Raw genomic sequence first — 16,821 nt, 5'->3', positions numbered from 1 at the left:
GATGATGCGTGACGGATGACGATCGCAACTGGCGCAGCGAACAGGCGTGCCGCGAAGCCTGGCCGTCGGCGGTCGAAACCGTCGTCGACGGCTGGCTTCTCAGGCGCTCCGGCGGCCGGATCCGGCGCGCCAACTCGGTCAATCCCTTGCGTGGCAAGCGCGGAGCGCCCGACAAGGTCATCGCCGCCACCGAGGCCTTCTATGTCGGCTATGACCAGACGCCGCTGTTCCGGGTACCTGATATCGCCGATGAGCTCGAAGCCGCACTCGACCATCGCGGTTACCAGCTCGAAGGCGGAACCATCCATCTTTATGCCGGGATCGATGACCTGGCGGAGATCCGCGACGGGCAGGTCGCAGTTTCGCCCATGCCAGGCGAAGACTGGCTAGCGGCGCGGTTTCGCATGGGCACCTATGATGATGCCGATCGCCGTGTCTTTCGCGAGATGACGGGGCTGATCGCCGGCGACCGGGCGTTCGTATCCTGCGAACGCGACAGCGAAATTGTCGCGCTGGCCTATGGCGTCATCCGGGACGGCCTGCTTCTGGTGGAATCGGTTGAAACCGACGGCCGCTTCAGGCAGCAAGGCCTGGGGCGCAAGACGGTCGGCGGCCTGATCGGCTGGGCACGACGGGCGGGTGCTGACGCGGCATGCCTGCAAGTGGTGGCCGACAATGCGCCAGGCCGGGCGCTCTATGCCTCGCTCGGATTCAGCTGTGAACTTTACCGCTATCACTACCGCAGGAAGCCGCATGAACCACGATAGTTACGACAACATCTACATCGCCGGCATCCTCAATTCGGTAAAGACCATTGCCATGGTCGGCGCGTCAGCCAATGACGTGCGGCCAAGCTATTTCGTGCTGAAATATCTACTGGCCAAGGGGTTTTCGGTGTTTCCGATCAACCCTGGCCAGGCCGGCAAGCAAATCCTCGGCCGGATGACCTATGCCAGGCTGGCCGATATTCCCGAACCGATCGACATGGTCGACATCTTTCGCGCGGCGACAGCGGTGCCGGGCATTCTCGACGAAGTGTTGCGGCTCGATCCCTTGCCGAAAGTCCTCTGGATGCAGCTTGGCGTACGCCATGACGAGGCAGCCGCGCGCGCCGAGGCCGCCGGCATCAAGGTGGTTATGAACCGCTGCCCCAAGATCGAATATGGCAAGCTGTCCGGCGAGATCGGCTGGACCGGCGTCAATTCCGGCGTGCTGTCGTCGAAGAAGCCGCTGATGCGCCCTGGATTCCAGAGTTTTGGTGTGCGCCAGAAGTAGGAGGAAAATTATTCCGGCGCGCTCTGCATTTTCTCCCGCCTCACGTGTAAATCACCTGCCGAAGGGCATTTTCTTCTTTGCATTCGCGCCCGGGCTTCGCCAAGAATGCCCGGCCATTTCAAGAGTTTCAAAAAGAGAGGTTTCGATGACCCGCACGCCCGGTTTCAACACGCTCGCCGTCCATGCCGGCGCAAAGCCTGATCCCGCGACCGGCGCCCGGGCCACGCCGATCTATCAGACGACCTCCTTCGTTTTCGACGATGCCGACCACGCCGCCTCGCTGTTCGGGCTGAAGGCCTTCGGCAATATCTACACCCGCATCATGAACCCGACGCAGGCGGTGCTGGAAGAACGCATCGCGGCCCTCGAAGGCGGCACGGCGGCGCTTGCGGTCGCCTCCGGCCATGCCGCGCAAGTGCTTGTGTTCCACAATCTGATGCAACCGGGCGACAATTTCGTCGCCGCCAACAAGCTTTATGGCGGTTCGATCAACCAGTTCGGCCATGCCTTCAAGAATTATGGCTGGGAGGTGCGCTGGGCCGACACCAATGACATCTCGACCTTCGAGAGCCAGATCGACGACAGGACCAAGGCGATCTTCATCGAGAGCCTCGCCAATCCGGGCGGCACCTTCGTCGACATCGAGAAGATCGGCGACATCGCGCGCAAGCACGGCCTGCCGCTCATCGTCGACAACACGCTGGCCTCACCTTACCTGATCCGACCGATCGAGCACGGCGCCGACATCGTTGTCCATTCGCTCACCAAGTTCATCGGCGGTCACGGCAATTCGATCGGCGGCGCCATCGTCGACGGCGGCACCTTCGACTGGTCGAAGTCGGGCAAATACCCGATGCTGTCGGAACCGCGCCCGGAATATGGCGGCCTTATCCTGCATGAAACCTTCGGCAATTTCGCTTTCGCCATTGCCGCCCGCGTGCTTGGCCTGCGCGACCTCGGCCCGGCGATCTCGCCGTTCAACGCCTTCCTGATTCTGACCGGTCTGGAAACCTTGCCGCTGCGCATGCAGCGCCACTGCGACAATGCCGTGACCGTCGCCGCCTGGCTGTCCAACCACCCCAAGGTCGCCTCGGTGAACTATCCCGGCCTGCCCTCAGACAAGAACCACGCGCTGCAGAAGAAATACTCGCCGCTAGGCGCCGGCGCCGTGTTCACCTTCGGCCTCAAAGGCGGCTATGACGCCGGCGTCAAGTTCGTCGAGGCGCTCGAACTGTTCTCGCACCTGGCCAATGTCGGCGACACCAAGTCGCTGGTCATCCACCCGGCATCGACCACGCACCGCCAGCTTTCCGACGAGCAGAAGGTCAAGGCCGGCGCCGGTCCGGATACAGTGCGGCTTTCCATCGGCATCGAGGACGTCAACGACATCGTCGCCGACCTCGAACAGGCGCTTGCCAAGGTCTGATCGATCATGACCGCGTTTCTTTCCGTCGACATCAAAACCGTTGAACCCGAATCTGGCGCGCCGGCGCCGGACCGGCTGATCTCGGGCGATCCGAAATTCCGCACCTGGAATATCGAGGAGCGGGATAGCGGCCTTTATGCCGGCATCTGGGAATCGACCCCGGGCAAATGGCGCATCGTCTATGACGAATGGGAATTCTGCCACATCCTGTCCGGTGTTTCGGTGATCACCGAAGAAGGCGGTGCGGCGCGCACCGTCAAGGCCGGCGACAGCTTTGTGCTCAGGCCCGGCTTCAAGGGCAACTGGGAAGTGCTTGAAACGACCCGCAAGGAGTATGTGATCAAGCTCTAATGCATGTCGCCCAAAAGTGGCCCCGGTTTTGGGAGCACGACATGCATAAAAAAGGCATCCAGGCCGGGGTCAGATGACGCGATCGATGTCGCTGTCCGAAAACCCGTATCGGGCCATCATTTCTCGATGCCATTGGCTTCCAAGCAACCCATCGAGGCAAGCATCGATGTCCCTGAGCAGGGCGCCGTTGCCCTTGGCGATCGCGAAGGCACCGGCCGATGGCTGTTTTTCGCTGGCGGGAACCTCGACCAGGCCAAGCGGCATTTCGGGTCGGCGCGTCAGATAGCCTCGATGCGCCATCGCAACGCTGGCATAGGCGTGCACCACGCCGTTGGCGACTGCATCCGCCACATCGGCCTGGGTTGCGAACATCCTGATCTGCTCGGGCGCAATCCCGTTGTGCAGCGCCGTGAGATGCTGGACCTGATCGGTTATGACGCCAAGCAACGCCGTCCGGTCCCTGGCAATGGATTGGTAGCCGCGAAAGCCGCGCGGATTGTCTTTCGCGACCAGCAACCCATCCTGCAACGCCCAGATCGGCCGTGTGAAGTCGACGAGCTGCTGGCGCTCTTCGGAGACAAACAAGCCGGTCGTCATCGTCCAGTGACCCTCGACCAGCCCTGACAGCAATTCAGCGAATTCGGCCTCGATCGGCCTGAAGCCCGCAAATCCGAGCAATTCAGCGAGCCTGCGTGCAAGCTCGACGTCACAGCCTGAGACCTCGCCCGATGCACCGGTAAAGCAGAATGGCGGCTCTTCCAGGAAGGCGAATTTCAACTCGGTCATATGTTGGGGCAAACCGTCGCCATCCTATTTCGCCGGGAACTGGCTGAGGCAGGCCTCCGATGCCTTGTCGTGGAAGGTCAGGGCGTCGGCATCCTCTGCCTCGATATCGGCGTCGGAAATCTCGTTGCGATAGTACTGCGCCACGAGATCGAGGCCCTCCTGGCTGATGCCCTGGGTCGGCATTTCGCGCGCAAGGCAGCCGCAAAGGCTGAGCGCTCGGTCCGGTGAGCCAATCTTGTGGTTGGTGAGGATGAAGTCCTGTGCCGGACAGGCATCGAGAAAGCTGTCGAAATTGAGCTTCTGCTGCGGCTGGTCGCCATGATTGAAATAGGCCGGCGGCCATTGGCTCTTGCCGCTGGCGACATCGCAGCCGGTGCCGACGTCCTCCGCATTTTTCAGAAGCGCCTGCCAGGCAATCTCTTTCGCGCCGGTCGGATATTCGAAATTCTCGCCCAGCGATGCGGTGTACCTGTCGAGATCGGGCTGCGTGAATCCGGTTACCTGAAACCGGCTGAACCGGCATTGGCATTCGGCGCTCACGCGTTCCGCTTCGCCCCCCGCCGGTTGCTCGTTGGATCTGCTTTTCTGGCAGGCCGCCATGAAGGCGGCGCCATCGAGCGACGAGGCAGGAAACGTAGAGGCGTCGACATAGCGTTTTCCGTCCCAGCCGATCATCATCTGGTCGGACTGCATGTCGAGAAAACCGTTTCGTTTGAAGGCGCTGAGCCCGATCTTGTCCTGTGGCACCAGCCTTGCACCGGGAATGTCGCCGAGGACCTCCTGATAGCTGTCGCCCTCGAGGACGAACAGGAAGTTGCCGCAATGGGTGCCGTCGCAGTCCGGCGCATAGCGATAGGCGAAGATCTCGGGAAAGCCGTCGAGGTTGAGATCGACCTCGACCGCAAACGATGGCGTCGGAAAATCCTTCGCTCCGGTCTGCCGCTCCAGCAGACCGGCCGCCATTTTCTGGGCGATCGCCACGCTGTTTTCCCAAGGGATGTTTTCCGGCTGTTGCTGAGCGTGCGCCACACCGAGGCAAGACAGCATTGCCATTGCGAACGCTGTCGCCGGTCTTGAAAACACCCTCATGTCGCAGCCCCAGGCCCGCGATCGTCAGAAGCCGACGGCGAGCTTTTCCAGCCCATGGAAATGGTAAGTGTCGCGGAAGCGCGGCTGTTCGGCAAGATGCAGCTTTGGCTGTCGGTCGAACAAGGTTTTCAGCGACACCTGCAATTCAAGCCGGGCAAGCGGCGCACCGATGCAGAAATGGATGCCGGCGCCGAAGGACACGTTCTTCTGGTCCGCACGATCCGGCCTGAAGGCCGGCGGTTCGGCGAAGGCGCGCGGGTCATGATTGGCCATGCCAAGCAGCAGCCCGATCGTCTGGCCCGGCTGTACGACGATGCCTGGCGCGACTTCGAGCTCCTGATAGGCGTAGCGCGCGAACATGTGCAGTGGCGCGTCGAAGCGCAGGCATTCCTCGACCGTCGCCGCGGTCGCTTCTGGTGAGCCGAAGAAGCGACGAGGATCGCCGCCTTGCGCCAGGATCGAGCGCACGGCATTGCCGGTCTGATGCACGGTCGCTTCATGGCCGGCATTGAGCAGCAGGATTGCCGAGGAAACCATCTCGTCCTCCGACAGTTTCTGGCCGTCCTCCTGCGCCGAGATTAAGAGCGACAACAGGTCGTCACCGGGGTTCTTGCGCCGCTCGGTGACATGGCTGCGCAGGAAATCGGCAAAATCGGCTGCGGCGCGGTTGGCCGTCTCCTCGGTTTCGCGCGTGCGGCTATGCATGTACATGGCGACCATCTGGTGCGACCAGTCGAGCAGTTGTGGCCCCATCTCGACCGGCACGCCGAGCATTTCGGCAATGATGGTGATCGGCAGCGGTGCCGCGAAGGCGGGCAAGAGGTCGACAGTTCCGTCGGGTTCGAAACGGTCGATCAACTCGTTGGCGAGCGCTTCGACACGCGGCCGCAGCCGTTCGACCTGGCGCGAGACGAAGGCCCGGTTGACCAGTGTTCTCAGCCGCGTGTGCACCGGTGGCTCCAACTCCAGCATCGAATTGGCTTCGATGCCGTCGAATGCCCTGAGATGGCTGCGGTCCTGGCCGACACCGCGCCTGTCTGGAATGCCGGCCGGGTTCTGCCGGCCGAAGCGACGATCGCGCAACAGCCGGTTGACGTCGTCGAAGCCGCCAAAGCACCAGAAGCCGAACTCTTCCCAGAAGAATGCATTCGATGCGCCGTGCAGAAAGGCATAGGCCTCGTAAGGATTTTGAAAAAAAGCCGGCTCGTGCGGGTCGAGCCGCAGGTGGCGAGTGGCTGGATCAAAGGCCAGATACGGTGGTGTCAATTTGGTCATGCCAGACCAATAGCGCGGCTTGCCAGCCCGGTTCCAGACCGTATGTTGCGCCCGATAGCCCAATGCGTTGAGCCAGCCGATACGGCTGCGGAAAGACTGAACTGATGAATGTGATCGTTGTCGGCGCGGGCATTGCGGGTCTTTCCACCGCGTGGTCGCTGGTCAAGGCGGGCCACAGCGTTTCGATCGTCGAGCAGGGACCGATTCCCAACCCGCTGGCGGCATCAGGCGACCATCACCGCATCATCCGCCGCGCCTATCGGGCCGGTACCGGCTATGGCCGGCTGATCACCGAAGCCTATCAGGCCTGGGACGAGATGTGGGCCGATCTCGGCGAAAGCCACCTCGATGCGCGCGGCTTTGTCTGCATTTCGCGCGAGCCGGGCGACGAGGCCGAGGAATACCGCGAGGGCCTGGAGGAGGGGAATTTCCCGTTCGACTTGCTGGAGCCGGAGGCGGCCGCGCAACGCTGGCCGTTTCTTGAGGCTGGCTCGTTCCGCTATGCTTATTTTTCGACCGAAGGCGGCGCGCTGCACTGCCGCAAGATCGCCTCCGGCCTGGCGAAATGGCTGCGGACCAATGGCGCCAATGTCTACGAAAACAGCAAAGTCGTCGAAATCGACGAGGAAACCGGCCACATCGTGCTCGAAAGCGGCGAAACGATGCAGGCCGATCGCATCGTCGTCGCCGCCGGCGCCTGGGTGTTGAAACTGTTTCCGGAACTGGACGGCGAGTTGAAGACCTATCGAACGGCGCTTGCCTATGTCGAACCGCCGGCCGACCTCAAGGCCGCCTGGCAGGCAGCACCGGTCGTCCTCGATATTGGCGGCACGGTCGACGGCTACGTGATCCCGCCCTCCGGTGGTGCCGGCATGAAATTCGGTTCCGGACTGCACAGGGTGCCGACCAGCGACGCCGACTGGAACCGCGACCCGGTGCCGGGTGAGGGCGAGGCGATCCGCAACCTGTTTTCGCCGCCGATCGCCCGCATCGATGAGTATGAGGTGACTGAGGTCGTAACCTGCGCCTACACCTTCACCGCCGACGAGAAATTCATGGCGTACGAGAAGGGCAGATGCCTGATCGTCTCGGCCTGCTCCGGCCATGGCTACAAATTCGGGGCTGCGGTCGGCCGGCGCGTTGCCGCCGCCATTGGTGATGGCGATATCGCCGGCTTGAAGGCATGGCTGCGGGCGGAGGTGGCCTGAGCGCTCAGCCCGGGCTGACCTTAATCCTGGCAGTGCCTGGGAATATGCACGCGTCGCCAGCCGGATGACCCTTCGCGCACCAGCACGCGCCGAGCGACGGTCCGGTAGGAGGCGGGAACATTCATGATGCGCCTTTGCTCCGGCTGCACCAGCACCTCCTCGGCGATGCTGTCGTACTGCGCCGGGGTGACGACACGCCGTGTGCGTTCGGGCTGGATCACCACGGTCTCGGCGACACGCCCGTAGCGCGCCTTGTGCCAGACCTTGCACAGCACCTTGCGGCCATGGATGACGCGCCATTCCCAGGAATAGCCGCCATCATCGACCTGGACCGTATGGTAGACGGTGCGGGTGACGGCGGGCACGACCTCGTAGGTCACTTGTGCCGGAACCGTCATTACCACGCGTTCGCGGGTGCCATAGATGGCCGGAACATAGTCGACCTGCTGGCCGGGCGGGCTGACCAGCACGTCTTCGTAGACGGTGTCGTAGACATCAGGCGTGCGGACCGGCTCATAGCATTCGACGGCTCGGCCGCCGGCCGCCGTTTGCGAAATCGTGCCGAGCACGGTCAGCCCGGCAATGGCGAAGCATGCGGTTTTCCTGAACATGACACTCCCCCTGTTGAACGCACAATGACGGTTCAACGTTGGATTGTAGGGGAAGCGGCGTCGGGTAAAAGGGGATTTGCCGTATTTCGTTAAGCAATGCGGTTAAGAAATTGCTACGAATGGTGATGACATCGCCGAACGATGACGACACGGGTCGATGAATCCCGTGAATAACCTTGATTCGACTTACCCAGATGGCTAGGACGGGTCGGCCTTGCACAAGGATGAGCCGGCATCCTATTTACGGAATGACGATCCAGAACCGATTCTGCCCGATCTGCCTGCCTTCCCGGCGCCGGAATCCCACCGCGAGATAAGAGATAACGAATGAAGAACCCCGTCGAAACCTACATGAACCTCGTTCCGATGGTGGTCGAACAGACCAATCGCGGCGAGCGGGCCTACGACATTTTCTCGCGCCTCCTCAAGGAGCGCATCATTTTCATCACCGGTCCGGTCGAGGACGGCATGGCGACGCTGGTCTGCGCGCAGCTCCTGTTCCTCGAAGCCGAGAATCCGAAGAAGGAAATCAACCTCTATATCAATTCGCCGGGCGGCGTCGTCACCTCGGGCATGGCGATCTACGACACCATGCAGTTCATCAAGCCGGCCGTATCGACGCTCTGCATTGGCCAGGCGGCCTCGATGGGTTCGCTGCTTTTGACCGCCGGCCACAAGGACATGCGCTTCGCCACGCCGAACGCCCGCATCATGGTTCACCAGCCGTCCGGCGGCTTCCAGGGCCAGGCGTCCGACATCGAGCGTCATGCCCAGGACATCATCAAGCTGAAGCGCCGCCTCAATGAGGTTTACGTCAAGCACACCGGCAAGAGCTACGAAGAGATCGAAAAGACGCTCGACCGCGACCATTTCATGACCGCCGACGAAGCCAGGGATTTCGGCCTCATCGACAAGGTCATTTCGTCGCGTGAGCCGGTCGAAGGCGCTGTGGCATAAGGGCTAGTTGGCAGTTGGATGACGGCATAACGCGCTTTTGGCGCATCTTGCGGCATTTCGGCCACAATTGGCTGTTCCCTCGGGGGCCAGGATTGCCTACGTTAAGGCTATGTTGAGTTTCGGCGGCTTAGCTTTATGCGGGGCTGTCGCGAATCATTGCCACGTTTTCTGATTTGTGTTTCGTACGGAATGCGTTGCAAGAGCCGGACACTGGCGGCGGCGGATTCCCGCGATAGATGAGAGTATGCGCCCTTTCAGCCAGACCATCGGCGGGCGGCCATGAAAGGACATGAAAATGAGCAAGGTCGGCAACAACAGCGGCGATTCCAAGAATACGCTCTACTGCTCGTTTTGCGGCAAAAGCCAGCACGAAGTGCGCAAGCTGATCGCCGGTCCGACGGTCTTCATCTGCGACGAGTGCGTCGAGCTCTGCATGGACATCATCCGCGAGGAGAACAAGACCTCGATGGTGAAGTCGCGCGAGGGCGTGCCGACACCGCAGGAGATCCTCAAGGTTCTCGACGACTATGTCATCGGCCAGCCCTACGCCAAGCGCGTGCTGTCGGTGGCGGTCCACAACCACTACAAGCGCCTCGCGCATGCCGGCAAGAACAACGATGTCGAGCTGGCCAAGTCGAACATCCTGCTGATCGGCCCGACCGGTTGCGGCAAGACGCTGCTGGCCCAGACGCTGGCCCGCATCATCGACGTGCCCTTCACCATGGCTGATGCCACGACGCTGACCGAGGCCGGTTATGTCGGCGAGGATGTCGAAAACATCATCCTCAAGCTGCTGCAGTCGGCCGACTACAATGTCGAGAGGGCACAGCGCGGCATCGTCTACATCGACGAGATCGACAAGATTTCGCGCAAGTCCGACAATCCCTCCATCACCCGCGACGTGTCGGGCGAGGGCGTGCAGCAGGCGCTGCTGAAGATCATGGAAGGCACCGTCGCCTCCGTGCCGCCGCAGGGCGGCAGGAAGCACCCGCAGCAGGAATTCCTGCAGGTCGACACCGCCAACATCCTGTTCATCTGCGGCGGCGCCTTCGCAGGGCTGGACAAGATCATCTCGGATCGCGGCAGAAAGACTTCGATCGGCTTCGGCGCCATCGTCGCTTCGCCCGAGGATCGCCGCACTGGCGATGTCTTCCGCCTGGTCGAGCCCGAGGATCTCTTGAAATTCGGTCTTATCCCCGAATTTGTCGGCCGTCTGCCGGTCCTGGCGACCTTGGAGGACCTCGACGAGCCGGCGCTGATCCAGATCCTGACCGAGCCGAAGAACGCGCTGGTCAAGCAGTATCAGCGGCTGTTCGAGATGGAGAATGTCGACCTGACCTTCCACGAGAACGCCCTGTCGGCGATCGCCAAGCGCGCCATCGAGCGCAAGACCGGGGCGCGCGGCCTGCGCTCGATCATGGAAGCGATCCTGCTCGACACGATGTTCGAACTTCCCGCGCTCGAAGGCGTACGTGAAGTAGTTATTTCGGAAGAGGTGGTTACCGGCAGTGCCCGGCCGCTCTATATCTACTCCGAGCAGAAGGAAAAGAAGGGCAATGTCAGCGCCTGACATGAGCCCACAGCAGAATTTTGAAACGGCGCCGCAAGGCGCCGTTTTGCTGTCACGCAGGTTTTTGCGGCTGCGCCCGGTGTTGCCGTCGCAAATCTGTCACTTGCGGGCAAGTTGGAGGAGCGGATTTGTGCGGGCCCCTTGATCTTTGTGGATCGTGCATCCAACTAACTGGAGAAGGCCGAGGTGCCCGATTTCTGTGCTGTAAAACTCCCGTCATAAACGGTGGTAGGCGGAACGATCCCCGGTCGTTAATATGAGATTCGCGGTTGGCTGATTGGCGGCCGCGACATGAAAGGTTGGACAATGGCCAAAATATCCAAGGCTCCCAGCGACGGCGTCTTCGCAGTCCTCCCACTGCGCGACATCGTGGTGTTCCCGCACATGATCGTTCCGCTCTTCGTCGGGCGTGAAAAGTCGATCAAGGCGCTGGAAGAGGTGATGGGTCAGGAGAAGCAGATCCTGCTTGCCACCCAGATGAATGCCGCCGACGACGATCCCGAGCCCGATGCCATCTTCGACATCGGCACGCTCGCCAATGTGCTGCAATTGCTGAAGCTGCCCGACGGCACCGTCAAGGTTCTGGTCGAAGGCGCCTCGCGCGCGAAAATCGTCTCGTTCACCGACCGCCCCGACTTCCACGAGGCCCGCGCCACGGCGCTGGTCGAGCCGGAAGAGGAAGAGGTCGAGGTTGAGGCGCTGGCTCGCTCGGTGGTCACCGACTTCGAGAACTACGTCAAGCTGAACAAGAAGATCTCGCCAGAAGTGGTGGGTGCCGCCAGCCAGATCGACGACTATTCCAAGCTCGCCGACACGGTCGCTTCGCATCTGGCCATCAAGATTCCTGAAAAGCAGGAAATGCTGGCCACGCTCTCGGTCAAGGAGCGGCTGGAAAAGGCGATGGGCTTCATGGAAGCCGAAATCTCCGTCCTGCAGGTGGAGAAGCGCATCCGTTCGCGCGTCAAGCGCCAGATGGAGAAGACACAGCGCGAATACTACCTCAACGAGCAGATGAAGGCGATCCAGAAGGAGCTCGGCGAAGGCGAGGACGGCCGCGACGAGGCTGCCGAGATCGAGGCGCGCATCAAGAAGACCAAGCTTTCCAAGGAGGCCCGCGAAAAGGCGGAAGCCGAGTTGAAGAAGCTCCGGACGATGTCGCCGATGTCGGCGGAATCGACCGTCGTGCGCAACTATCTCGACTGGATCCTGTCGATCCCGTGGGGCAAGAACTCCAAGGTCAAGCAGGACCTGGCTTTCGCGCAGAATGTGCTCGACACCGATCATTTCGGCCTCGACAAGGTCAAGGACCGCATCGTCGAGTACCTTGCCGTGCAAAGCCGCCAGAAGAAGCTGAAGGGGCCGATCCTGTGCCTCGTCGGCCCTCCCGGCGTCGGCAAGACCTCGCTCGGCAAGTCGATCGCCAAGGCGACCGGTCGCGAATTCATCCGCATGGCGCTCGGCGGCGTGCGTGACGAGGCCGAGATCCGTGGCCATCGGCGCACCTATATCGGCTCGATGCCCGGCAAGGTCATCCAGTCGATGAAGAAGGCGAAGAAGTCCAACCCGCTCTTCCTGCTCGACGAGATCGACAAGATGGGCCAGGACTTCCGTGGCGATCCGTCGTCGGCGTTGCTCGAGGTGCTCGATCCCGAACAGAACTCGACGTTCATGGACCATTACCTCGAGGTCGAATACGACCTGTCGAGCGTGATGTTCGTGACGACGGCGAACACGCTGAACATCCCTGCGCCCTTGATGGACCGCATGGAGATCATCCGTATCGCCGGCTACACCGAGGACGAGAAGATCGAAATCGCCAAGCGGCACCTGATGCCGAAGGTGGTGCGCGACCATGCCCTGCAGCCGAAGGAGTTCTCCGTCGGCGAGGACGCGATCCGCGCCATCATCCAGACCTACACCCGTGAAGCGGGCGTCAGAAGTCTGGAGCGCGAGCTGATGAAGCTCGGGCGCAAGGCGGTGACCGAGATCCTGAAGACGAAGAAGAAGACGGTCAACATCACGGCGGCGAACCTCGCCGACTACCTCGGTGTTCCGCGCTTCCGCTTCGGCCAGGTCGAGGCTGACGATCAGGTCGGTGTCGTTACCGGGCTTGCCTGGACGGAAGTCGGCGGCGAGCTGCTGACGGTCGAAGGCGTGATGATGCCCGGCAAGGGCCGCATGACGGTGACCGGCAACCTGCGCGACGTGATGAAGGAATCGATTTCAGCGGCGGCCTCCTATGTCCGCTCGCGCGCCATCGATTTCGGCATCGAGCCGCCGCTGTTCGACAAGCGCGACATCCACGTGCACGTGCCGGAAGGTGCGACGCCCAAGGATGGACCGTCGGCCGGCGTGGCGATGGCGACCGCGATCATCTCTGTCTTGACCGGCATTCCGATCAAGGCCGATGTGGCGATGACCGGCGAAATCACGCTGCGCGGCAGGGTGCTGCCGATCGGTGGCCTCAAGGAGAAGCTGCTTGCCGCATTGCGCGGCGGCATCAAGAAGGTGCTGATCCCGGAAGACAACGCCAAGGACCTGGCGGAGATTCCGGACAATGTGAAGAACGGCATGGAAATCATTCCGGTCTCGCGGGTCGGTGAGGTGTTGCGCCACGCGCTGGTGCGGATGCCGGAGCCGATCGAGTGGGTCGAACCTGTCAATCCGCCGGCGACGACCGACACCGCGGACGATGCCGGCAAGACGCTTGCACATTAGAGCGGAGCGGCGCGCGGCCACCTGGACGCGCAAAGGACGCTCTGACGCATAAGACTTGCGCATGGTCCTTCCCGAAAACCGGCTACGGTTTTCGGGGCCGTGCGTAAGTTTTCGCTAAGGTTGCAGTGCACAAACAGAGAGCCGGGCTTCGCGCCCGGCTTTTTCATGTGAAAAACCCCGGAATTCCGGGCTTTTTCCGCTTTTTCTTGGGCATTTCGACTTGGTTGCGGGAGCGCTTCTTTCTAAAGTCCGTTTCCTGCCGGATGAGTCGTAAGTTCCGGTGTTCTCATGGAAGGGAATTTTTATGAACAAGAACGAACTGGTGTCCGCTGTCGCCGACGCCGCGAGCATTTCGAAGGGTGACGCACAGTCGGCGGTCGACGCGGTGTTTTCCGTGATCACCGGCGAACTGAAGAAGGGCGGCGATGTCCGGCTTGTCGGCTTTGGCAATTTCACCGTGTCAAAGCGTGCGGCTTCGACGGGCCGCAACCCGCAGACAGGCGCCGAAGTCCAGATCCCGGCGCGTACCGTGCCGAAGTTCTCGGCCGGCAAGGGCCTCAAGGACGCGGTCAACTAAGCGACTTTTTTCTTTTCAGAGACCTGAAAAGCCGGGCTAGCCCGGCTTTTCATTTTTTGTGCCCGACGCCGGTACACGCGACCAGAAAAGCCGGGCTTGCCCGGCTTTCTTTTTTTGTGCCCGAGACACAGCGGTGGCGTGCGTCCGAAGCAAACTATGCGGTCGGGGCCTCGGCAAGCATCAGGCCTTCCTGCTTGAGATCGGCCCAGAGCGCCGCCGGCAGTTTCGCATCGAGCAACGAACGGTTGCTCTCGACTTCGCTCGGCCGCTGGCCACCGGGGATCACCGAGACCACCGAAGGGTGCAGAAGCGGGAATTGCAGGGCAGCCTCGATCAGCCGCACGCCGTGGCGCTTGCATACGGATTCGATGCGGGCGACGCGCTCCATGATATCCTGTGGCGCCTCGGAGTAGTTGTAGTACGCGCCGGGCTTTGGCCCGGTCGCCAGAATACCGGAGTTATAGGGTCCGCCCAGCACGATGCCGATGCCGCGCGCCTGGCAGAGCGGCAGGAAGGACGCCAGCGCCTCCTGTTCGAGCAGCGTATAGCGCCCGGCAAGCAGGAACAGGTCGAAATCGCCGCGCTCGGCCAGCGTCTGGGCAACCTGCCACTCGTTGATGCCGCCGCCGAACGCCTTGATCACGCCCTGGTCGCGGAGGGACAGCAGCCCGTAATAGCCCGAGCGCATGAACTCCTCGATGCGCCGGTCGGACGCTTCCTTGCTGCCGTGGGTGAAGATGTCGACATCGTGCACGAAGAGGATGTCGATGCGGTCAACGCCGAGGCGCTCGAGCGAGGCTTCGAACGAACGCATGACGCCCTCATAGCTGTAGTCGTAAACCTCGCGGCGCGACGGCGTGTCGAAGAACTTGCCGATGGCGGTGCGCTGTTCCGGCGGGCAGGCGCGCATGATGCGGCCGACCTTGCTCGACAGCACATAGTCATCGCGCTTCTTCGAGCGCAGGAATGGATTGAGCCGCGTTTCCGACAGGCCGAGCCCGTAGAGCGGCGCGGTGTCGTAATAGCGGCAGCCGGTCGCCCAGGCAGCCTCCAGCGTGGCGTTGGCGTCCTCGTCCGAGACGGCACGGTAGAGATTGCCGAGCGGCGCGGTGCCGAAGCCGAGTTCGGTAAAAGGGATGCCGCCATTGCCGATGCGGTCGAAGTGCCGTGTCTTCATATGCTGCTGTCTGCCTCACTTGATTTGTCTGACATGACACTATCATGCCTGTGGCTCGGCAAAAGCGTCGCGGACCGTTGGACACGCATTTTCGCGGTTGCTAGCATGAGCGAAATCAAGCTGTTCGTCGAAGCAAGAGCGACAATCTCCGGGATGATTTCGATGCCAGGTTCGCCGTGACCGACAACAGCGAAAATCCATTCAAGACCGCGCTTGGCGAACTCGGCAGCGTGCTGGCACGCGTCGACGGCAGCCGCATCGACGCCGCCTGCAAGATGCTGGCATTGGCAAAACAGATCGTCGTCTATGGCTGCGGCCGCGAGGCCTTGCAGGTCAAGGGCTTTGCCATGCGGCTCTATCATCTCGGCCTTCCGGTCTCGGTGGTCGGCGACATGAACACGCCGCCGCTGGGGCCCGGCGATGTCTTCCTGGCCAGTTCAGGGCCGGGAGAAACCTCGACCGTGCTCACCCTTATGCAGGTCGCGCACGGTGCCGGCGCAACCAACCTGCTGCTGACTGCCCAGGCCGAAAGCAGTGCGGCAAGACAAGCCGATTTCACGCTGCTCATTCCCGCGCAGACCATGGCCAACGATCAGGGGACCCAAAAAACGTCGGTGCTGCCGATGGGCTCGGTGTTCGAAGGGGCGCTGTTCCTGCTGTTCGAGGTGATGGTGCTGAAGCTCAGGGAATTGATCGGCGCGTCGCCGGAAGCGATGCGCGCCCGCCATACCAACATGGAATAGATCATGCGCTACGAACTGATGCTGCCGCACCAGATCCGCAAAGCGGTCGCCGAGAACTGGCCGGTCGCGTTGCCGCTCGGCGTGCTCGAATACCATGGCGAGCACATGGCCGTCGGCATGGACACGCTGGCCGTCATCAAGACGCTGGAGCTGTTCGAAAAGGAGCGCGACATCGTCATCCTGCCGCCCTTCTACTACGGTGCGGCAAGTTACGCCGTGGCGGCGCCCGAAGGCAGCGGCTCGGTGCAGGTCGGCGGCAATCAACTGGCGCCGTTCGGCGAAGAGCTGTTCTACAGCCTGCTGCGCATCGGCTTTCGCAACATCCACGCCATCATCCACCACCAGACCGAGAATTTCGCCGCCGGCATGCCGACCGATCTCGCCTTCAAGACCGCCGGCCGGCAGGCGATCTTCCGCTTCCTCGAAAAGGAGCGCGGCGAGGGCTGGTGGGGCTCGGAAGCGATGGCCAACTATTATGCCCAGCACGCCGAGGGCGGCAATTTCTTCAACTGGGTGCAGGTGCATCCGCTTATGTCGGCGGCCATGAACGGCAAGTACCCGTTCGACCATGCCGGCATCGGCGAGACGTCGCTGATGCTGGCGCTATGCCCGGAGGCTGTCGATGCCAGTCACTTCGAAGACAACAAGAGCTGGTACACGGCGACCGCCAAGGACGCTTCGGCCGAGCTCGGGAAAAAGGGCGTCGCCATGATCATGGATCATTTGCGCGCGATCCTGAGGGGCTAACCGCCGATTTTCTGCCGCTCCGCCCGATAGACGGCGATCGACTTGTCTGGATCGCTTTTGGTTGCGACGGCCCAGATGAAGGTGCCGCCGCCGGCTATGGCAAGGATGGCAAACAATGCGATGCCGAGCGGAAATGTCCTGGTGTAGAGCACGATCAGCAGCATCGACAGGCCGCCTCCCACCATCGCCACCACAAAGCCGGCGATGACGGCGCGTCCCTGCCATGCGATCGGCATGACGCCCTTGCCGTAGCGGTCGTAGCCCTTGTGGCCAACGCGGATGTTGCGCGCGAACCAGTATTTGGCAGCCAT

The 16,821-nt window shown here is 61.9% G+C and carries 17 protein-coding genes; 11 read left to right on the top strand and 6 right to left on the bottom strand.

Translation table 11 applies throughout. The annotated features are described in order from the left end of the window. Nucleotides 1-8: 8 nt before the first annotated feature. The 4 genes from HNQ71_RS35630 (at nucleotide 9) to HNQ71_RS01220 (ending at nucleotide 3,052) form a co-directional block, all read left to right on the top strand. Complete coding sequence (locus HNQ71_RS35630; protein WP_184870808.1) at nucleotides 9-767, top strand: GNAT family N-acetyltransferase; 759 nt, start codon at nucleotides 9-11, stop codon at nucleotides 765-767. Then, nucleotides 754-1,275 carry a CoA-binding protein gene (locus HNQ71_RS01230; protein ID WP_184870807.1) on the top strand — a complete coding sequence of 174 codons (522 nt, stop codon included), beginning with the start codon at nucleotides 754-756 and terminating at the stop codon, nucleotides 1,273-1,275. The genes HNQ71_RS35630 and HNQ71_RS01230 overlap by 14 nt, the downstream gene beginning before the upstream one ends. Nucleotides 1,276-1,420: 145 nt before the next feature. Beyond that, nucleotides 1,421-2,701, top strand: coding sequence for an O-acetylhomoserine aminocarboxypropyltransferase (locus HNQ71_RS01225; RefSeq protein WP_184870806.1), 1,281 nt, complete (start codon nucleotides 1,421-1,423; stop codon nucleotides 2,699-2,701). A gap of 6 nt (nucleotides 2,702-2,707) precedes the next feature. Further along, complete coding sequence (locus HNQ71_RS01220) at nucleotides 2,708-3,052, top strand: cupin domain-containing protein (protein WP_184870805.1); 345 nt, start codon at nucleotides 2,708-2,710, stop codon at nucleotides 3,050-3,052. Between the two features lie 69 nt (nucleotides 3,053-3,121). On the opposite strand, the gene HNQ71_RS01215 is transcribed toward HNQ71_RS01220, so the two are convergent. From HNQ71_RS01215 to HNQ71_RS01205, 3 genes are read right to left on the bottom strand one after another with little or no spacing between them, the layout of a single operon-like run. After that, nucleotides 3,122-3,838 (bottom strand): transporter substrate-binding domain-containing protein, encoded by a 717-nt coding sequence (locus HNQ71_RS01215; RefSeq protein WP_184870804.1) that lies wholly within the window; start codon nucleotides 3,836-3,838, stop codon nucleotides 3,122-3,124. A 24-nt stretch (nucleotides 3,839-3,862) separates the two neighbouring features. After that, the gene (locus HNQ71_RS01210; protein ID WP_246461140.1) at nucleotides 3,863-4,891 is read right to left on the bottom strand and encodes a hypothetical protein; all 1,029 of its coding nucleotides are present in this window, start codon (nucleotides 4,889-4,891) and stop codon (nucleotides 3,863-3,865) included. Between the two features lie 60 nt (nucleotides 4,892-4,951). After that, a complete protein-coding gene (locus HNQ71_RS01205) occupies nucleotides 4,952-6,202 on the bottom strand; it encodes a cytochrome P450 (protein WP_184870803.1) in 1,251 nt (416 codons plus the stop codon). 104 nt (nucleotides 6,203-6,306) lie between these two features. Here HNQ71_RS01205 and HNQ71_RS01200 point away from each other — a divergent pair, with 104 nt between their 5' ends. Further along, nucleotides 6,307-7,410, top strand: a complete 1,104-nt coding sequence (locus HNQ71_RS01200) for an NAD(P)/FAD-dependent oxidoreductase (protein ID WP_184870802.1) — start codon at nucleotides 6,307-6,309, stop codon at nucleotides 7,408-7,410. A 20-nt stretch (nucleotides 7,411-7,430) separates the two neighbouring features. Here HNQ71_RS01200 and HNQ71_RS01195 read toward each other — a convergent pair whose 3' ends face one another. Beyond that, nucleotides 7,431-8,021: a hypothetical protein gene (locus HNQ71_RS01195; protein ID WP_184870801.1), complete on the bottom strand. Its 591-nt coding sequence runs from the start codon at nucleotides 8,019-8,021 to the stop codon at nucleotides 7,431-7,433. Nucleotides 8,022-8,348: 327 nt separating this feature from the next. Between HNQ71_RS01195 and clpP the strand changes: the two genes are divergently transcribed. The 4 genes from clpP (at nucleotide 8,349) to HNQ71_RS01175 (ending at nucleotide 13,843) form a co-directional block, all read left to right on the top strand. Beyond that, nucleotides 8,349-8,978 carry an ATP-dependent Clp endopeptidase proteolytic subunit ClpP gene (gene clpP, locus HNQ71_RS01190; protein ID WP_095081259.1) on the top strand — a complete coding sequence of 210 codons (630 nt, stop codon included), beginning with the start codon at nucleotides 8,349-8,351 and terminating at the stop codon, nucleotides 8,976-8,978. A 295-nt stretch (nucleotides 8,979-9,273) separates the two neighbouring features. After that, nucleotides 9,274-10,548, top strand: a complete 1,275-nt coding sequence (gene clpX / locus HNQ71_RS01185; RefSeq protein ID WP_023759839.1) for an ATP-dependent Clp protease ATP-binding subunit ClpX — start codon at nucleotides 9,274-9,276, stop codon at nucleotides 10,546-10,548. A 306-nt stretch (nucleotides 10,549-10,854) separates the two neighbouring features. Then, nucleotides 10,855-13,266 carry an endopeptidase La gene (gene lon / locus HNQ71_RS01180; RefSeq protein ID WP_184870800.1) on the top strand — a complete coding sequence of 804 codons (2,412 nt, stop codon included), beginning with the start codon at nucleotides 10,855-10,857 and terminating at the stop codon, nucleotides 13,264-13,266. 304 nt (nucleotides 13,267-13,570) lie between these two features. After that, a complete protein-coding gene (locus tag HNQ71_RS01175) occupies nucleotides 13,571-13,843 on the top strand; it encodes an HU family DNA-binding protein (protein ID WP_023798342.1) in 273 nt (90 codons plus the stop codon). Nucleotides 13,844-13,997: 154 nt separating this feature from the next. On the opposite strand, the gene HNQ71_RS01170 is transcribed toward HNQ71_RS01175, so the two are convergent. Continuing rightward, complete coding sequence (locus HNQ71_RS01170) at nucleotides 13,998-15,020, bottom strand: aldo/keto reductase (RefSeq protein ID WP_184870799.1); 1,023 nt, start codon at nucleotides 15,018-15,020, stop codon at nucleotides 13,998-14,000. Nucleotides 15,021-15,196: 176 nt separating this feature from the next. On the opposite strand from HNQ71_RS01170, the gene HNQ71_RS01165 reads away from it, so the two are divergent. Beyond that, on the top strand, nucleotides 15,197-15,763 hold the full coding sequence (locus HNQ71_RS01165; protein WP_184870798.1) for an SIS domain-containing protein: 567 nt from the start codon (nucleotides 15,197-15,199) through the stop codon (nucleotides 15,761-15,763). 3 nt (nucleotides 15,764-15,766) lie between these two features. Further along, entirely contained in the window at nucleotides 15,767-16,510 is a 744-nt protein-coding gene (locus tag HNQ71_RS01160) for a creatininase family protein (RefSeq protein WP_184870797.1), read from the top strand. Here HNQ71_RS01160 and HNQ71_RS01155 read toward each other — a convergent pair. Next, nucleotides 16,507-16,821 carry a hypothetical protein gene (locus HNQ71_RS01155; RefSeq protein ID WP_184870796.1) on the bottom strand — a complete coding sequence of 105 codons (315 nt, stop codon included), beginning with the start codon at nucleotides 16,819-16,821 and terminating at the stop codon, nucleotides 16,507-16,509. The genes HNQ71_RS01160 and HNQ71_RS01155 overlap by 4 nt on opposite strands.

The organism is Mesorhizobium sangaii (assembly GCF_014207355.1).
Taxonomy (GTDB): Bacteria; Pseudomonadota; Alphaproteobacteria; order Rhizobiales; family Rhizobiaceae; genus Mesorhizobium; species Mesorhizobium sangaii.
The sequence above is the reverse complement of the archived record's forward strand: the minus strand, read 5'-3'. Positions and strand labels throughout refer to the sequence as shown.